The sequence below is a fragment of the Streptomyces sp. NPDC015131 genome (assembly GCF_043079975.1).
Lineage (GTDB): Bacteria > Actinomycetota > Actinomycetes > Streptomycetales > Streptomycetaceae > Streptomyces.
Genome location: NZ_JBIBVB010000002.1, coordinates 972,231 through 989,178 on the forward strand (window position 1 = coordinate 972,231; position 16,948 = coordinate 989,178).

Sequence of the window (16,948 nt, forward strand, 5' to 3'; positions counted from 1 at the left end):
TCCGTGTGTTGCGTGTGCGTCGTCCGAGTCCCAGGAGCCGATCAGATGGCGAACTTCTCCAAGTCGAGCGTGCCGCAGTTCTCGGTGGACGTGTACCAGAACGAGTACCTGCCGGAGGGCGGGCGCGAGGTCAACGCGATCGTGACGGTCACCGCGACGGGCGGCGGCACCAGTGGGGGCGTGCCGCTCGCCGGGGCGTCGGCCTCCCCCTCGTCCATACCCGGCCGGGCCCCCTCGGCCGCCGTGGTGATCATGGTGGACTGCTCGGGGTCGATGGAGTACCCGCCGACGAAGATGCGCCACGCGCGCGACGCCACGGCCGCCGCCGTGGACACCCTGCGCGACGGGATGGCCTTCGCGGTGGTCGCCGGCACCCATGTGGCGAAGGAGGTCTACCCGGGCGGCGGGCGGCTGGCCACCGCGGACGCCCGCACCCGGGCGGAGGCCAAGGAGGCGCTGCGCCGGCTGAGCGCGGGCGGCGGCACGGCCATCGGGACCTGGCTGACCCTCGCCGACGGGCTGCTGGCGTCCGCGGACGTCCCGATCCGGCACGGCATCCTGCTCACCGACGGCCGCAACGAGCACGAGTCGCCGCAGGATCTGAGAGCCGCGCTGGACGCCTGCGCCGGGCGCTTCACCTGTGACGCCCGTGGGGTGGGGACGGACTGGGAGGTCAAGGAGGTCACGGGTATCGCCTCCGCGCTGCTCGGCACGGCCGACATCGTCGCCGACCCGGCGGGGCTGGCCGCGGACTTCACGCGGATGATGGAGCACGCGATGGGCAAGGAGGTCGCCGACGTCGCCCTGCGCCTGTGGACACCGGTCGGGGTGGAGATCGTCTTCGTCAAGCAGGTGGCGCCCGCGGTGGAGGACCTCACGCACCGGCGTACGGAGGCGGGCCCCCGGTCCGGCGACTACCCGACCGGCTCGTGGGGGGACGAGTCCCGCGACTACCACCTGTGCGTCCGGGTGCCGGAGGCCGGCGTCGGCCAGGAGATGCTCGCGGCGCGGGTCTCGCTCGTCCTGCCCGATCCGGCGGGCGGAGCGCCGGTGAGCCTGTCGCAGGGCCTGGTCCGGGCGGTGTGGACGGACGACATGGCCGCGTCGACCTCCATCAACCCGCAGGTCGCGCACTACACGGGCCAGGCGGAGCTGGCCCAGGCCATCCAGCAGGGGCTGGATGCCCGCAAGTCGGGTGATTTCGGCGGCGCGACGGCGAAGCTCGGCCGGGCGGTGCAGCTCGCGGCCGCTTCCGGCAACGCGGACACTGCGAAACTGCTTTCGAAGGTGGTGGACGTGGTCGACGCGGCGACCGGTACTGTGCGACTGAAGGCGAAGGTCGCGGAAGCGGACGAGATGACGCTCGAAACGCGCTCGACCAAGACCGTTCGCGTGAAGAAATAGGTCACGATCTGCTCGGCCCGCGGGGCCGGACGAGGAGAGGGGGAAGCGCCGACATGCCGACCTGCCCGAACGGACACCAGTCGGGTTCCGACGACTGGTGCGAGGTCTGCGGACACCGCATGACCGGGGCGGGCGCGCCTGCGGGTGCCGTTCCGCCGCCGCCTCCCCCGCCCCCGCCGCCCGCGTACGGCTACCCCGGCCCGGGCCCCGGCGGACCCGGACCCGGTCCTGGCCCTGGCGGCCCCGGCGGACCCGGCGCGGGTCCCGGTGGCCCCGGCGCCCCCGGCCGCCCCGGTGGCTTCCCGGGCGGCGACCCCAACGCCACCGCCCAGGCGGAGCTGTGCCCGCAGTGCCGTACGCCCCGCGAGGCGAACGCCCCGTTCTGCGAGGAGTGCCGGTTCAACTTCATCACCGGTACGGCCACGTCGTACACCCCCGTCGCCCCGCCCCCGCTCCCCGGCAGCCAGGGCCGCCCCGGCGGTCCGGGCGGTCCCGGCGGCCCGCCGCCCGGGCTGAACCTGCCGCCCGGCTTCCAGTCGGGTCCGGGCGCCCCGCCGCAGGCGCCGCAGGCACCGCGCCCGCCGGACCCGTTCGAGTACCAGGGTTCGCGCCCCTCGCAGGTGAACCGGCCGGCCGAGCCGCTGCCGCCGGAGCCGCCGTCGTCCCAGCGCCCGCCGCAGGGCCCGCCGCCGGTGCCGCAGGCGTTCCAGCAGCCGTCCGGCCCGCCGCCCCCGCCGCAGGCGTTCCACCAGCCGGGCCCGCCGCCCGCGCCGCAGCCCCCGGCCGCCCCGCAGCCGGCGCCCGGCGGCGGTGGCGACGACTGGATGCTGCCGCCGCCCTCCCAGGCGCAGCCCTCGCACCCGGGGACCCCCCAGGCACCCCAGGCGCCCCAGGCGCCCCACGCTCCTCAGCCGCCCCAGCCGCAGCCCGCGCCGCAGCAGGGCTGGACGGCGGTGGTCGCGCCCGACCGCGAGTACTTCATGGCGATGATGCGCCGCAGCGGCCCCGAGGCCGCCGGGCTCAACCTGCCCGCCTACTCCCCCGAGCAGCGCCTGCCGCTGACCGGGAACCAGGTGAGCATCGGCCGCCGCCGCCAGTCCACCGGCGAGTCCCCCGACATCGACCTGTCGGTGCCGCCGGAGGACCCGGGCGTCTCGCACCAGCACGCGGTGCTGGTGCACCAGCCGGACGGCACCTGGGCGGTCGTCGACCAGAACTCCACCAACGGCACCACGATCAACGGCGCCGAGGACCCGATCCAGCCCTACGTCCCGGTCCCGCTCAAGGACGGCGACCGGGTCCACGTGGGCGCCTGGACGACGATCACCGTCCGCCGGGGCTGAGCGAGCGGCAGTCGCCCCCGAGGGCGCCGGCCACCCCCCGGTGGCCGGCGCCCTCGTCCGCGTACCGGCCCACGACTCACCCCTGTCCGGCTGCCGCCGTGCCGAGGGGCCAGAGGTACGGGCCCTCGGGGTCGTCGAGCCACGCCCACTGGTACGCGCCGCTGACGGTCACTCCGAACCGCTCCCGCACCGGGCGGCGTTCGCGCTGCCACAGCGAGTACGCCTCGTGCGGGTCGAGGCTGCCGGCGGTGAGCGCCAGCAGGAACCGGAACAGTTCGTTCTCGGTCGCGCGCCGGGGCAGTCCGCCGGTGTGCGGAGCCCGCGCGGGGCCGGCGTCGCCGCGCAGTGGGACGAAGTAGGCGGAGGTGTGCAGGAAGCGCCCCTCCGCGTGGCTCTCGTCCGCCACCCGGAGCTTGAGCAGCCCGGTGGACAGCGGGGTGAGGACGCGGGCGCCCGGCCGGCACTGGGCGAGCCACGCGCGGGGGACGCGCGGGACGGCGCAGGTCGCGATCACCGCGTCGAAGGGCGCCCGCCCGGGGCAGCCGTGCGTACCGTCGCCGGTGATCACGGCCGGGTGGCGGCCGGCGGCGGCCAGGTGGGCGCGGGCCGCCGCCGTGATGTCCTCGTCCAGGTCGACGGTGGTCACCCGCTCGTCGCCCAGCCGGTGCGCGAGGAGCGCGGCGTTGTAGCCGGTGCCGGCGCCGATCTCCAGGACGGCGTCCCCGTCCCGCAGCTCCAGGGCGTGCAGCATTCCGGCCATCAGCGACGGCTGGCTGGCGGACGAGACGAGGTCGCCGTCCCGCAGGTGGGTGGCGAGCGGCCGGTCCTGGTAGGCGCACTCCAGCCAGCGGCGGCGCCGCCCGGGATCGGGGTCCTCGCGGCCCAGGCGCTCGTAGCCGCCGAGGACGCCGACGTAGAAGGACGGCACGAACAGGTGCCGCGGCACCTCCTCGAACGCCGCCCGCCAGGCGGGGTCCGGCAGGTCGCCGCCGGCGGCGATCTCCCGTACCAGCGCGCGCCGGGCCGCCGCCGCGTCCCCGGCGTACGGGTCCTCGGCGTCCGGGTCCCGCGCGTACGGGTCCTCGGGGGGTACGGGGCCGGTCCGCATACCTCCACTGTGCTGCCCGGGGGCCCCGGTGGCGAGTGCCCGGGAAGCGCCGTCCAGGAATGCGGGGCGGGGGTCCTAGGGCCCGGGACCTCCGCCGGGGCGTCTGAGACGATGGACGGGTGAATGAGATCCCGCGCGGCACGCTTCAGGAGCAGACCTTCTACGAGCAGGTCGGCGGCGAGGCCACCTTCCGGCGCCTCGTGCACCGCTTTTACCAGGGGGTCGCGGAGGACCCCCTGCTGCGGCCGATGTACCCGGAGGAGGACCTCGGTCCGGCCGAGGAGCGGCTGGTGCTGTTCCTGATGCAGTACTGGGGCGGCCCCCGCACCTACAGCGACAACCGCGGCCACCCGCGGCTGCGGATGCGCCACGCCCCCTTCACCGTGGACCGGGCCGCGCACGACGCGTGGCTGAAGCACATGCGGGCGGCGGTCGACGAGCTGGGCCTGTCCGAGGATCACGAGCGGACCCTGTGGAACTACCTGACGTACGCCGCGGCCTCGATGGTGAACACCGCCGACTGAGCCGCCGCGCACGGTCCGTGCCGGAGAGGTGACGGAGAAGTAGCAGGGAAGGTTCCGGCCAACTCTCCGCCACCCCGTCCCGCCGGGCCTTCAGCAGCCCCTAAGTTCACAGCCGCAACACATCGAACGGGCATCCGCAGCCGGCGGGTGCCCCTCGTTCTGCGGAGGTGCGGTGTGCGACGAAGGACCGTGAGGCTGGGGGCCGTGGCGATCGCGACGGTCACGGCACTGCTCGGGGCCGGGACGGCCTTCGGTGACACCTTCTACGTCTACGAGGGCGAGGACTTCGGCTACATCGGCGCCGACCACAAGTACGCCGGGGTCTGCGACCGCGAGTTCGACGGGTTCAACGTCTACGTCAACTTCAAGCGGACCACCCCCAACACCGTGGTGCGCATGGAGGAGACCGGCGGCTACTGCAAGCACTCCACCACCGGCACGTACTCCATCTACACCCTCCAGACCTGCGAGAACCGGCCGCTGGTGTCGGACGCCTGCTCCGCCTGGAAGAGGCACCCCTGACCACGGTGGCCGCGCCGCCCGCCGTGGCGGTCGCGGGACTGACCCTCACCAGCGCGCCGCCGGACGGCGGCCGGGTCCTGTTGCGGAACGCCGCGATGACCGCCGCCGCGGGCGAGTCCGTCGCCGTCACGGGCCCCAGCGGCAGCGGCAAGTCCACGCTGCTCGCCTGCCTGGCGGGGCTCCACCGCCCCACCGCGGGGACGGTCCTGGTGTACGGCACCGAACCGGCCGGGCTGCGGCCGGCCAGGGCGGCGGCGTGGCGGCTCGGCACGGTGGGCCTGGTCCACCAGTCCGGGGAGCTGCTGCCGGAGCTGAGCGCGCTGGAGAACGCGGCGCTGCCCCTGCTGATCGCCGGCCGGGGCCGCCGGGAGGCGTACGGGACGGCGCGGCGGCTGCTGCGCGAGCTGGGCGCGGAGGCGGTGGCCGACTCACCGGCGGACGCCCTCTCCGGCGGTGAGCGCCAACGGGTGGCGCTGGCGCGGGCGTTGTCGACGCGGCCGCCGCTGCTGCTGGCCGACGAGCCGACCGGGGCGCTGGACGAGCGGGCCACGGACGAGGTGTGCGCGCTGCTGTTCGGGCTGCCCGCCCAGTACGGCTGCGCCCTGGTGGTGGTGACCCACGACCCGGCCGTCGCCCACCGCGCCCACCGGCGGCTGGCGCTGCGCGACGGCGGGCTGCACGAGACGCCGGGCCGCCCGTGAGGCGGGCCCGCCGCCGGGGGGCGACCGCGCATCTGCTGGCGGTCGGCCGCCGCGCGGCGTCCGGGTCCGGGTCCAGGTCCGGGTCCGGTGGTGGCCGTGACCCGCGGCTGACCGTGCAGACGGTGTGCCTGGCGCTGACCGGGGTGGCGGCGGCGCTGCTGGTGTGGTGCGTCCAGGCGGTCGGCGCCGTGCACGAGGCCCGGGACGCGCGGATCGCCGCCCGGGTGCCGGAGGCCGCGGGGCCCGGGACGCGCCCGGCGGCCTGGTGGAACCAGAGCGCCGACAGCTGGGCGGACCGGGACTTCTCGGTGGTGTACCTGGAGCCCGCCGGCCCGTCCGCCCCGCTCCCGCCGGGGCTGCCGCGCTGGCCGGAACCGGGCGAGGCGTTCGTGTCGCCCGCGCTGCTCGACGCCATGCCGCCGGCCGCCACCCGGTACGGCAGGCTCGCCGGCACGATCGGCCCGGAGGGGCTCGCCGACCCGGGCGAGCTGTTCGTGTACGTCCGCGCGCCGGCCGGTGTGCCCGTCCGGGGGCCGGTGACGACGCTGGCGATCACCGGTTACGGGACCGGTCCCGCGCCGGAGCCGGGCCACTTCGTCAGCCAGGCGTTCGACCGTCCGGCGGGCGACCTGTACGGGCTGCTCGCCCCCCAGCTCGGGCTGCCCGCCGCGGTCCTGCTGGTCGTCTCGGCCCGGCTGGCGGCCCGCGGCCGGGACCGCCGGCTGGCGGTGCTGTACGCGATGGGCGCCGGGCGTTCGGTCCGGGCCCGGATCGCGGTGGGCGAGTGCCTGGGGCCGCTGGCGCTCGGCACGGCGCTGGCCGGCGTCCCGCTGGCGTTGCTCACGCTGACCGGCGTACGGCTGCCGCTGACCGGTTACGCGGTGGCGGCCGGCGATCTCGCGCCGCTGCGGTGGTGGTACCCGCCGGCGCTGGTCCTGGTGTGGGCGGTGCTGTGCCTGCTGTTCGCGGCGCTGCACCTGCGGGTGCGCCCGGCCGGGTCCGGGCGGCTCCGGCCCGCGCGCCGGCGGCCGTCGGTGTGGCCGGGCGTGCTGTGCGCGACCGGCGGCCTGGCGGTGGTGGCGGGTGCGGCGTCCGGCGGGGCGGCGGGCACCCGGCTGTTCGTCCTGGGGACGACGCTGGTGCTGGCCGGGCTGCCGCCGCTGGTGGGCCGGGCGGCGGCGCGGCTCTCCGCCCGGCTGACCGGCCGCGCGGCGGGCGATCCGGCCCGGCTGGTCGGCGGGCGCTGGGCGGCGGCCCGCCCCGAGGTGATCGCGCGGGCGGGTGCGGCGCTGGTGGTGATGCTGGGGCTGGTGGCGCAGGCGCTGGTGATGGTGACGGACCTGACGGACGAGGCGCGCCGCGCCACCGCGCTGGCCCGGCACCTGGACGGCCGGCTCCTGGAGGTCCACAGCGCGCCCGCGTCGGAGGCGGCGTCCGCCCGGTTCGTGGCCGCCCTGGGCCCGGACGCCCGGGTGCTACGGGTGGGCGCGGCCGCCCCGACCGACGCGGGCGGCTCCTCCGGCACGTCCGGCGCGGGCGGCCCGACCGACGCGGGCGGCATCGGCGCGGGCGGTCCGACCGGCACCGGCGGGGGCGGCCCGACCGGCATCGGCGCGGGCGGTCCGACCGGCACCGGCGCGGGCGGCCCGACCGGCATCGGCCCGCCCGTGCTGCGCGGTGACTGCCGGGACCTGGCGGCGCTGGGCGCGCTACGGGTCTGCCCGCGCACCGGGGCGGTACCGGCGCGGGAGGCGTACGCCGAGCGCACGCCCCGCACAGAGGCGCTGCGCTGGATGGGCTTCGGCCCGGTGGGCGTCCAGGCGGCGGCGTCACGGGCGGAGCTGCTGCGGGAGCCGGGGCCGTTCGTGGTGCTGACGAGCGGACCGGAGGGGCGGGAGCGCGCCGAGCGGGCGGCCCGTGCCACGCTGCCACTCCCCCAGGTGGGGGTGCCCGGTGAGGCGCATGTCGTCGGGGCGGCGGCCCGGGCGCGGCAGGCCGGGTGGGTGGTGCTGGTGGCGGCGGCCGGTTTCCTGCTGCTCGCGGCGGCGGGGGCGGCGGCGCTGCTGCACGCCTTCCTCGACCGGGCGGACGAGCTGCGGCCGCTGGCCGGCTACACCTCGGGGGTGCGCTTCCACCTGCGGGTCGCGTGGTGGGGCATGGGGGTGCCGATGGCGTGCGCGCTGGCGCTGGCGGCGCTGTCCGCGGGGCTGCTGGCCGGGGTGAACCTCGGTTTCCTGTCCCCGTCGGGAAGTTCACCGCTCGGGCTGCTCGCGGGCGGGCTGGCGGTGGCGGGCGCGGTGTGCGCGGCGGCGACGGTGGGCGGCGGGTGGCTGAGCGCCCGGGCCGGCCACCGGTGGGCGCCGCGCGGCGACTGAACGGCCCGGTGCGGTGCGGCCGCGCCGGTCAGGGGGCGGCGGGGCGGACGGCGGTGACGCTCAGCCCGGTGCCCAGGCCGGCCGCGCGGACGGCGACCGAACCGTAGGGGGTGCGCAGCCGCAGCCACGCCCCGGCGGCGAGCAGCGCCACCGGCACCCGGTGCGGCGGCAGGAAGCCCAGCGACTGGGCGGCGTGGACGGCCCGCAGGGGCAGGCCGGTGGTGCCGACGGGCCGGGACCATATCTCCCGGCCGATGCGGTCGCGCTCGGTGCGGGTACGCCGCTGCGCGGGCAGGGCGCCGTCCCGGCGGCGGAACTCGGCCACCGCCCCGGCGACCTGCTCGCGCAGTCCGGCGGCGTCCGGGAGGCCGGGGACCTCCCGCCAGCCGCCGCGCGGGGGCAGGACGCCCGCCCACGGCGGCCCGGTGACGGGCGCGGGCACCATGGCCTTGCCCGCCGACTCCTCGATGCCGTCGAGGAGTTGCCCGGCCGAGACGGTGATGTCCAGCGGGGCGTCGTCGAGGAGCGCGGCCGTCCGGATGGCCAGCACCTCGAAGGACGGCGGCCGCCCGAACACGGCGAGGGCCCCGCCTCCCGCCTGGAGGCGGACGGCGGCGGCCCGGTCGTAGTGGATCAGCCGGTCCAGGAAGGCGGCGAGGTCGGCCGCCTCCCTGGCGTCGGCGAAGTGCAGCGGCGGGGTCATGCCGCGGCGGCCTTCCCCCCGGAGCGCATGCCGTCGTCGACGTACTCCTCCAGGAAGGACCGCTCCTCGGCCGTGATCCTGCGCGGGCGCTGGGCCTCCAGGTCGAACGGCACGACGACCGTCGAGGCCCGTACGTACACCAGGTCGGAGCCCTCGGAGTCCTTCACCTCGTACGCGATCGTCAGCGACGCCGCGCCGATCTTGGTGACCCAGGACTCGATGACCACCGGCGCGTGCCGGTGGACCAGCGGCCGTACGTAGTCGATCTCGTGCCGGGCCACGACGGACCCGCCGGAGAAGGACGGCGAGCCGTTCCCCGGCGCCAGCCGGAACATGAAGTCGATCCGCGCCTCCTCCAGATAGCGGAGGAAGACGACGTTGTTGACGTGCCCGAAGGCGTCCATGTCCGACCAGCGCAGGGGGCAGCTGTAGAGGTGACGAGCCACGGTCGGCGCCTCAGCCCCGGGTGAGCTTCTTGTACGTGGCGCGGTGCGGCCGCGCCGCGTCCGGGCCGAGGCGCTCGATCTTGTTCTTCTCGTACGACTCGAAGTTGCCCTCGAACCAGAACCACTTGGAGTCGCCCTCGTACGCCAGGATGTGCGTGGCGACCCGGTCCAGGAACCAGCGGTCGTGGGAGACGACCACGGCCGCGCCCGGGAACTCCAGGAGCGCGTTCTCCAGCGACGACAGCGTCTCGACGTCGAGGTCGTTGGTCGGCTCGTCGAGGAGCAGCAGGTTGCCGCCCTGCTTGAGGGTGAGCGCGAGGTTCAGGCGGTTGCGCTCGCCGCCGGACAGCACGCCGGCCGGCTTCTGCTGGTCCGGGCCCTTGAAGCCGAACGCGGAGACGTACGCCCGCGAGGGCATCTCGACCTGGCCGACGTTGATGTAGTCCAGCTCGTCGGAGACGACGGCCCACAGCGTCTTCTTGGGGTCGATGTTGGCGCGGCTCTGGTCGACGTACGAGATCTTGACCGTGTCGCCGACGCGGATCGAGCCGGAGTCCGGCTCCTCCAGGCCCTGGATCATCTTGAACAGCGTGGTCTTGCCGGCGCCGTTGGGGCCGATCACGCCGACGATGCCGTTGCGCGGCAGGGAGAAGCTCAGGTCGTCGATGAGGACCTTCTCGCCGAACGCCTTGTTGAGGTTCTCGACCTCGACGACGACACTGCCCAGGCGCGGGCCCGGCGGGATCTGGATCTCCTCGAAGTCCAGCTTCCGGGTCTTCTCGGCCTCGGCGGCCATCTCCTCGTAACGCGCGAGACGGGCCTTGGACTTGGCCTGCCGTCCCTTGGCGTTGGAGCGGACCCACTCCAGCTCTTCCTTGAGCCGCTTGGCGCGCTTGGCGTCCTTCTGGCCCTCGACCTTGAGACGGGTCTGCTTGGTCTCCAGGTACTTGGAGTAGTTGCCCTCGTAGGGGTAGGCGCGGCCCCGGTCGAGCTCCAGGATCCACTCGGCGACGTTGTCGAGGAAGTACCGGTCGTGGGTGATGGCGACGACGGTGCCGGCGTACTTGGCGAGGTGCTGCTCCAGCCACTGCACGGACTCGGCGTCCAGGTGGTTGGTGGGCTCGTCGAGCAGCAGCAGGTCGGGGGCCTCCAGCAGCAGCTTGCAGAGCGCGACGCGGCGCTTCTCACCGCCGGAGAGGTTGGTGACCGGCCAGTCCCCGGGCGGGCAGCCGAGGGCGTCCATGGCCTGCTCCAGCTGGGCGTCGAGGTCCCACGCGTTGGCGTGGTCCAGCTCCTCCTGGAGCTTGCCCATCTCCTGCATCAGCTCGTCCGTGTAGTTCGTGGCCATCTCCTCGGCGATGGCGTTGAACCGGTCGAGCTTGCCCTTGATCTCGCCGACGCCGTCCTGGACGTTCTCCAGGACGGTCTTCGACTCGTCCAGCGGCGGCTCCTGGAGCAGGATGCCGACGGTGTACCCGGGCGACAGGAAGGCGTCGCCGTTGGACGGCTGCTCCAGACCGGCCATGATCTTCAGCACGGTCGACTTACCGGCGCCGTTCGGGCCGACCACACCGATCTTCGCACCGGGCAGGAAGCTCAGCGTCACGTCATCGAGGATGACCTTGTCGCCGTGCGCCTTGCGCGTCTTGCGCATCGTGTAGATGTACTCAGCCAAGAGAAACCGTCCGGCAGTCCGTGAGTGGGCAGATACACCCCATCTTGCCTGACGTCCACCCCGCGAAGGAAACCAGTAACCGGTGGCCGCCCGGGGGCGGCCCTCCGGCGGTCCCGGGGCGGACGGGCGGGGCGGTGGTCAGTCCCCGGTCCCGGGGTCCTGCTTCCTGCGGAGGAGGAACACGGCCGCGCCGCCGGTCACCAGCATCGCCAGCGCGATGCCCGCGATCATGGGGGTGGCTCCGGAGGCGCCCGTCTCGGCGAGGTCCGGGCCGTCGCCGGCCGCGCCGGGGCCGGCCGGGGTGCCCCCGGGTGTGAGGGGGCTGGGCGGGCCGCCCTGCTGCTCGGCCAGGGTGGTGGTCGTGCTGCCGGTGGTGCGGCAGTCGAGGATGCCGGTGAAGGTCTTCTCGTACCCGCCGGGTCCGGTGACGGCCAGTTCGTACGGCTGGTCCTCGGCGACCGGGACGTGCACGGTCCGGGACTCCCCGGCGCCGACGGTGTGGGTGACGCCCATGAGGTCGAAGGCGAAGGGGGCGTCGCCGCTGTTGACGGCGGTGACGTCGACCCCGCCGCGGGCGCAGTTCTTCCGGGCGGAGAGCGCGGGGACGGCGCCGGTGGCGGCCCAGGTGGCGGTGGCGGTGGCGGAGACGGTCGACTCGCTGGAGCCGGCCAGGATCTGCGTCTGGCTCTGGGTGACCCCGGCGAAGGCCCGGCCGACCGGTACGGAGGTGGTGGCCTGCACGGTGAGGGCGGCGGAGCCGTCGGCCGCCGTGGCGGGCACGTCGAAGAACAGCCGGCTGCCGTCGGCGGCCGTGGTGACCGGAGCGCCCTTGGCGTCGGTGATCCTGACGCCGCTGGCGGCGGCGTCGGCGGGCGGGGTCACCGTGACGCGGCCGGCGTCGGTGCGCACGGTGACGGGGCCGATCCGGCCGCCGGACGGGCCGGACACGGCGCGGGGCTCCAGGCTCAGCGACGCCCGGGGCTCCGCGACGTGCTCGGCCTCCTTCTCCAGCCAGTCGGCGAGCTTCTCGGCGGCCGGGTCGAGCGCCTGGACCTGGGCGTTGTCCGAGTACCGCCAGATGGCGACCTGGGTGCCGGCGGCGGCGGTGCCGGCGGACAGCGGTCCGGTGCCGGCCTTCCTGGCCAGCCCGACCAGGTCGTCGACCTGGGGGTAGGAGTGCTGGAGGATCCACCGGATCCGGCCCGCGTCCTTGTTCCCGCCGAGGGAGGTCTGGTCCCAGGACGTCTCCTGGTACCGGGCCTTCTCCTGGGTGGGGCGGTGGAGGTCCACGCAGTAGGTCTTCAGCGTGCCGCCGCCGTCGACGGCCATCTCGAACAGGCCGGCCGGGATCTCCTGCCGCTCGCCGTCGACGCGGAGCACCGCCTGGTCGAAGGTGGTCATCCCGTCGAGCGTGGCGGTGGCGCCGCCCTGGTGCTGTGCTGCCTCGTCGGCCGCCGCGGCGGGCGCCCCGGCGAGGAGCCCCCCGGCCGTCGCTCCGGCCGCCACGACCGCCGCCAGGAGCCGGGCGGGACGCCTCCGCCGCCTCCGTACAGAAAACGCAGCAAACACAGATTTCCCCTCCGGGCGAGACCTTTCGCGTTGGGGCGCGTGGGGGGAGTGCCTCGCCTGCGACTCAAGTGCCCCGTGAGTACCCGGGAATCCTAGAGAGGCGATCTTGCACAGTCCCCTGTCATACCGTCAGACAACCATTCCGACTCGGAATCGTTATCGCGGACGCGTTGCGCGCGGCGCGTGTGCGCCGAATCTCCACATCGCCGTGCCGGACGGTGGACCACTCCTGACGCATCGTCACGACACCAGCTCCGCCGGCCGCCCGGCCGCTCCGGCGCCGTCGCCCCCGCCTCCGGCCGCCCGGTCCGGGTCGCGCGCCGCGTCCGGCTCCGGTGCCGGATCGGATGCCGCCTCGGGGCGGTCGGCCGGGCGCGGCTCCCCCTTCATCACCCGGCGGAAGGCGGACGTGCCGCGCGACAGGTCGTGCCCGGCCGCCGACGCGTCGATGTCTACGAACGTCCGCCGCTGGCCGTCCCGGTCCTCCTCGCGCACCCGCAGCCGGCCGTGGATCACCAGCGGGTCCCCCACCGACACCGAGGCGGCCAGATTGGCGCCGAGCGACCGCCAGGCGCTCACCGTGTAGAAGCTGGTGTGCCCGTCGACCCAGGCCGCCCGCTCGCGGTCCCAGCGCCGCGCGGTCGCCGCGAAGCGGAACTTCGCCACCCCGCCGGTCACCGTCTCCCGGTAGTCGACGCTCGTCGCGACGTTCCCCACCACCGTCACCATCGTGTCGTACATGACATCCACCCCTCCCGGTCGTCCTGCTGACTGCACTCATGCTGGACCGCCCGCCGGAATCCCGCCGGGCCCTGTGGACAAGCCCCCGGATGTGGACAACGCCACCACCCGCACGGAGGACATTCACCCGGGCGCCCGCCCGGAACCTAGCCCGCCCGTCCCACCACCGTCCGCACGGTCCCGCCGCCCGGGCCGCCGGCCTCCCCGGCGCTCCGGGACACCTGCCCGTACCGCTCCCGCACCTCGCGGTACCGCATCAGCTCGGCGGCGACCGGGTCCAGGACCCGCGCCCGCCCGCACCCGGCCGCCGCCTCCCGCAGCCGCCGCTCGGTCTCCTGCCCGTACCGCCGCGCCGGGCCCCGGGCGGCGGCGGCGCACGCCCACTCCACCAGGGGCCCGCCGACGATCCCGGCCAGCATGATCAGGGCGGGCGGGAGCAGCCCCGGCTCCAGGACGCCGACGATCTGGCCGATCAGCCACAGGGCGCCGTAGAACTGGAGCAGCGTCATGGCCGCCTGGGCGAGGACCGCCGCCGGCCACCAGGCGGGGCGGGGCGGCCGGCCGCCCGCCGGGGGCGCCGCCTCCCGGGCCGCCAGCTCGTCCAGCGCCTCCGGGAGGCCCTGCGCGCCGCGTACCGCCGCCTCGCGCACCGCCTGCGCCCAGGGCGCCGGCAGGCCGCGCACCGCCTCCTCGGCGACCACCCGCACCGCCTGCTCGACGCGCTGCCGCGCCGTCAGCTCGCCCTCCTCGGCCGGGCCGTCGGGCCCGGTGCCCTCCTCGGGGCCGCCCGCCGCGCCCTGCGTGCGCATCCGCTCGTACCAGCGCCACAGCCGCAGCCACGGCGTGCCGCAGGCCCGTCCGGCGTTGCGCCGCCACTCCCGCTCGGCCGCCTCGCCGGCCGCCCGGGCGCCCACGGCGACCGCGAGCCGGGCGCCGAAGTCCTCGCGGGAGCGCTCGCCGAGCCCGGGGTGGCCGTCCGCCACGTACACCGGCCGGAGCCGGGCGGCGGTCGCGTCCACGTCCGCCGACAGCCGCCGCTCGGCGGCGCCCCGGTTCTGCACGAACGCGCCGAGCAGCTCGCGCAGTTCCCCGACGCCCTCGCCGGTGAGCGCGGAGACGGCGAGGACCGTCGCACCGGGTTCGCCGTGCTCGCCGAGGGCCATGCCGTCCTCGTCGAGCAGCCGCCGCAGGTCGTCGAGGACCTGGTGGGCGGCGTCGCCGGGCAGCCGGTCGACCTGGTTGAGGACGACGAACGTCACCTCGGCGTGGCCCGCGAGGGGGCGCAGATAGCGTTCGTGCAGGGCCGCGTCGGCGTACTTCTCGGGGTCCACGACCCAGATCACGGCGTCGACCAGGGCCAGCACCCGGTCGACCTGCCGGCGGTGGGCGGTGACGGCGGAGTCGTGGTCGGGCAGGTCGACCAGGACCAGGCCCTGGAGCGCCTCGTCGCCCGCGCCGCCCGCCAGCGGCCTGCGCCGCAGCCGGCCGGGGATGGCGAGCCGGTCGAGCAGTCCGGCGGCGCCCTCGGACCAGGTGCAGGCGATGGGGTTGGCGGTGGTGGGGCGGCGCAGTCCGGTCTCCGAGACGGGCACTCCGGCCAGGGCGTTGATCAGTGCGGACTTGCCGCTTCCGGTGGGGCCCGCGATGGCGACGACGGTGTGCCGCGAGGAGAGCCGCTGCCGGGCGGCGGCCTCGTCCAGGACCCGTCCGGCCTCGGCGAGGGTGTCGCCGTCCAGGCGGGTCCTGGACAGGCCCACGAGTTCGCGCAGGGCGTCCAGGCGGGTGCGCAGCGACCCGGCGTACGCCTCGCCGATCGGCACGTGCGGCTCGTCGGCCGGGGCCTCGGAGAGCTCGGCCTGCTCCTGTGCGCGGCGGGCGATCAGCCCGTCGTCCCAGCGTTCGTCAACGGCGCTCACCGCCGTCACCTCTCCTTCTTGAGTCGGGACAGCGCGGCGATGAGCTCGGCCTGGGGCTCGGGGTTCACGTCGAGGGCGCGCAGGGGGGCGAGCCGCCCGGCGCGTTCCTCGTCCAGTACGCGGTCGATGTACGCGGTGACCAGCTCGCCGCCCCGGTCGCGCAGCCGCAGCGCGCCCTGGGCACCGAGCAGTTCGGCGAGGCGGTCGCCGGCGCCCCGGGTCCTGCGCCCGCCGAGCAGCGCGGCGGCCAGCAGGGCGGCCACGGTGTCGGCGTCCGGGGCGGAGGCGCGGTCCATGCGCCGCACCTCGTCCTCGGCGAGCTCCTCCAGGACGCGCCGCCAGCGCCGTACGGCCATGCCGATCCGCTCGGAGGTCTCCCGTCCGGGGCCGGGGCGGGCTCCGGCGGCGGGGTCGTCGTCCAGGATCCGCGCGGCCGGTTCGCGCCGCCACGCCTCGCGCACATGGTCGTCGGCGGCGGCGACGGCGCACTGGAGGAGGGCGGTCAGGGACTCGGCGAGGGAGTCGAGCAGTTCGGCGGCGGAGCAGTCGCGGGGGTAGCCGCGCCACCGGGTGCGGGCGTCGCCGGCGAGGACGGCGCCGCGCGCCAGCTCGCGGCGGACCCGGTCGGCCTCCTGGTCGTAGGCGGCCCCGACGGCGCCGGTGAGCCGGACGGCGGCGGCGTACTGGGCGGCGACGGCCCCGGCGAGCTCCGGCATGCGGACGTTCAGCGAGTCGATGACGCCGCCGGCCGTGCGCCCCACGGCCTGCTGCCGGGCGGCGGGGTCCTGGGCGCGGTGCGCGAGCCAGGCGCGCAGCGGGGCGACGGCGGTGTCGGGCAGCAGGCCGGTGCCGCCGCCGGCGGACTCGGGCAGCTCGGGGATGGTGAAGCGGGGGACGTCGCCGAGCCCGGCGCGGACGAGGAGCGCCTCGTACTGCCGGGACACCTCGTTGATCACCTGGTGCGGCACCCGGTCGAGGACGGTGACGAGGGTGGCGTCGTACTCCTTGGCGGTGCGCAGCAGGTGCCACGGCACGGCGTCGGCGTAGCGGGAGGCGGTGGTGACCATGACCCAGACGTCGGCGGCGCAGATCAGTTCGGCGGCGAGTTCGCGGCTCTCGACGACCAGGGAGTCGATGTCGGGGGCGTCGAGCAGGGCGAGGCCGCGCGGGACGGTGTCGGCGGTCTCGACGCGCAGGGCCCGCTCGGCGCCGCCCCCTCGGCCGTCGGGCTCGCCGTCGCCGTCGTCGGGGGTCCACACGCGCGTGAGCTGGGGCAGCACCCGGATGCCGGCGAACCAGTGGTGGTCGTCGGGGTGGCAGACGAGGACGGGTGTCCTGGTCGTGGGGCGCAGGACCCCGGCCTCGCTGACCCGGCGCCCGACGAGCGAGTTGACCAGGGTGGACTTGCCGGCGCCGGTGGACCCGCCGACGACGGCGAGCAGCGGCGCTTCGGGTTCCTTCAGCCGGGGCACCAGATAGTCGTCGAGCTGTGCGAGGAGTTCCGCCCGGGTCTGGCGCGCGCGTGGCGCCCCGGGCAGAGGGAGCGGGAGACGCACGGCGGCGACACGGTCGCGCAGGGCGGAGAGTGCGTCGATGAGCTGAGGCCGTACGTCCAAGGTCACCACATGCGAAGAATGCCCAATTTCATGACCTTTTTGAAGCGTATGGCGCTCTCTGCGCGCCGATCAGACACAAGGGACACATGGGATGAGTGGGACACAGGCATAACGAGTACACAACACCCGGGGCGTGTGGCGCGAAAAGCGCTGCAGGAATCGCACCTGCCTGCGATTATCGGTTCGCTTCACCGAACCTCCACATCGTGCCACGCAGGTGAAGCGACCGGGTCAAGGTGATCGGAGCCCTATCCTTGTCCCCGGCGAGGTCACGGACCACCCAGCAGGGGCTCCAGGCCACAAGG

Annotated in this window: 14 protein-coding genes; 6 read left to right on the forward strand and 8 right to left on the reverse strand. The window is 75.6% G+C overall.

The annotated features are described in order from the left end of the window. Positions 1-45 precede the first annotated feature (45 nt). Together ACF08D_RS09995 and ACF08D_RS10000 are read left to right on the forward strand one after the other, a co-directional pair. Positions 46-1,404 carry a VWA domain-containing protein gene (locus ACF08D_RS09995; RefSeq protein WP_392222063.1) on the forward strand — a complete coding sequence of 453 codons (1,359 nt, stop codon included), beginning with the start codon at positions 46-48 and terminating at the stop codon, positions 1,402-1,404. Between the two features lie 53 nt (positions 1,405-1,457). Next, a complete protein-coding gene (locus tag ACF08D_RS10000) occupies positions 1,458-2,747 on the forward strand; it encodes an FHA domain-containing protein (RefSeq protein ID WP_392222064.1) in 1,290 nt (429 codons plus the stop codon). Positions 2,748-2,823: 76 nt separating this feature from the next. On the opposite strand, the gene ACF08D_RS10005 is transcribed toward ACF08D_RS10000, so the two are convergent. Further along, positions 2,824-3,855: a methyltransferase domain-containing protein gene (locus ACF08D_RS10005; protein ID WP_392222065.1), complete on the reverse strand. Its 1,032-nt coding sequence runs from the start codon at positions 3,853-3,855 to the stop codon at positions 2,824-2,826. Positions 3,856-3,974: 119 nt separating this feature from the next. On the opposite strand from ACF08D_RS10005, the gene ACF08D_RS10010 reads away from it, so the two are divergent. The 4 genes from ACF08D_RS10010 (at position 3,975) to ACF08D_RS10025 (ending at position 7,977) form a co-directional block, all read left to right on the forward strand. After that, positions 3,975-4,379, forward strand: a complete 405-nt coding sequence (locus ACF08D_RS10010; RefSeq protein ID WP_392222066.1) for a globin — start codon at positions 3,975-3,977, stop codon at positions 4,377-4,379. A 204-nt stretch (positions 4,380-4,583) separates the two neighbouring features. Next, the gene (locus ACF08D_RS10015) at positions 4,584-4,901 is read left to right on the forward strand and encodes a hypothetical protein (RefSeq protein WP_392222067.1); all 318 of its coding nucleotides are present in this window, start codon (positions 4,584-4,586) and stop codon (positions 4,899-4,901) included. Between the two features lie 5 nt (positions 4,902-4,906). Beyond that, on the forward strand, positions 4,907-5,602 hold the full coding sequence (locus tag ACF08D_RS10020; RefSeq protein ID WP_392222068.1) for an ABC transporter ATP-binding protein: 696 nt from the start codon (positions 4,907-4,909) through the stop codon (positions 5,600-5,602). Between the two features lie 113 nt (positions 5,603-5,715). After that, a complete protein-coding gene (locus ACF08D_RS10025) occupies positions 5,716-7,977 on the forward strand; it encodes a hypothetical protein (protein WP_392222069.1) in 2,262 nt (753 codons plus the stop codon). 28 nt (positions 7,978-8,005) lie between these two features. Here the strand turns inward: ACF08D_RS10025 and ACF08D_RS10030 are convergent, their stop codons facing one another. The 7 genes from ACF08D_RS10030 to ACF08D_RS10060 form a co-directional block, all read right to left on the reverse strand. Beyond that, on the reverse strand, positions 8,006-8,680 hold the full coding sequence (locus tag ACF08D_RS10030) for a hypothetical protein (protein WP_392222070.1): 675 nt from the start codon (positions 8,678-8,680) through the stop codon (positions 8,006-8,008). Next, on the reverse strand, positions 8,677-9,126 hold the full coding sequence (locus ACF08D_RS10035) for an acyl-CoA thioesterase (RefSeq protein ID WP_392222071.1): 450 nt from the start codon (positions 9,124-9,126) through the stop codon (positions 8,677-8,679). Before ACF08D_RS10035 ends, ACF08D_RS10030 begins: the two co-directional genes overlap by 4 nt. A gap of 10 nt (positions 9,127-9,136) precedes the next feature. Continuing rightward, the gene (ettA, locus tag ACF08D_RS10040; protein ID WP_392222072.1) at positions 9,137-10,801 is read right to left on the reverse strand and encodes an energy-dependent translational throttle protein EttA; all 1,665 of its coding nucleotides are present in this window, start codon (positions 10,799-10,801) and stop codon (positions 9,137-9,139) included. A gap of 138 nt (positions 10,802-10,939) precedes the next feature. Beyond that, the gene (locus tag ACF08D_RS10045; protein ID WP_392222073.1) at positions 10,940-12,370 is read right to left on the reverse strand and encodes a Cys-Gln thioester bond-forming surface protein; all 1,431 of its coding nucleotides are present in this window, start codon (positions 12,368-12,370) and stop codon (positions 10,940-10,942) included. 240 nt (positions 12,371-12,610) lie between these two features. Then, positions 12,611-13,111 (reverse strand): single-stranded DNA-binding protein, encoded by a 501-nt coding sequence (locus ACF08D_RS10050; RefSeq protein WP_392222074.1) that lies wholly within the window; start codon positions 13,109-13,111, stop codon positions 12,611-12,613. 146 nt (positions 13,112-13,257) lie between these two features. Beyond that, the gene (locus ACF08D_RS10055; protein ID WP_392222075.1) at positions 13,258-15,036 is read right to left on the reverse strand and encodes a GTPase; all 1,779 of its coding nucleotides are present in this window, start codon (positions 15,034-15,036) and stop codon (positions 13,258-13,260) included. Continuing rightward, on the reverse strand, positions 15,033-16,643 hold the full coding sequence (locus ACF08D_RS10060; RefSeq protein ID WP_392222353.1) for a dynamin family protein: 1,611 nt from the start codon (positions 16,641-16,643) through the stop codon (positions 15,033-15,035). Before ACF08D_RS10060 ends, ACF08D_RS10055 begins: the two co-directional genes overlap by 4 nt. Between the last annotated feature and the right edge of the window lie 305 nt (positions 16,644-16,948).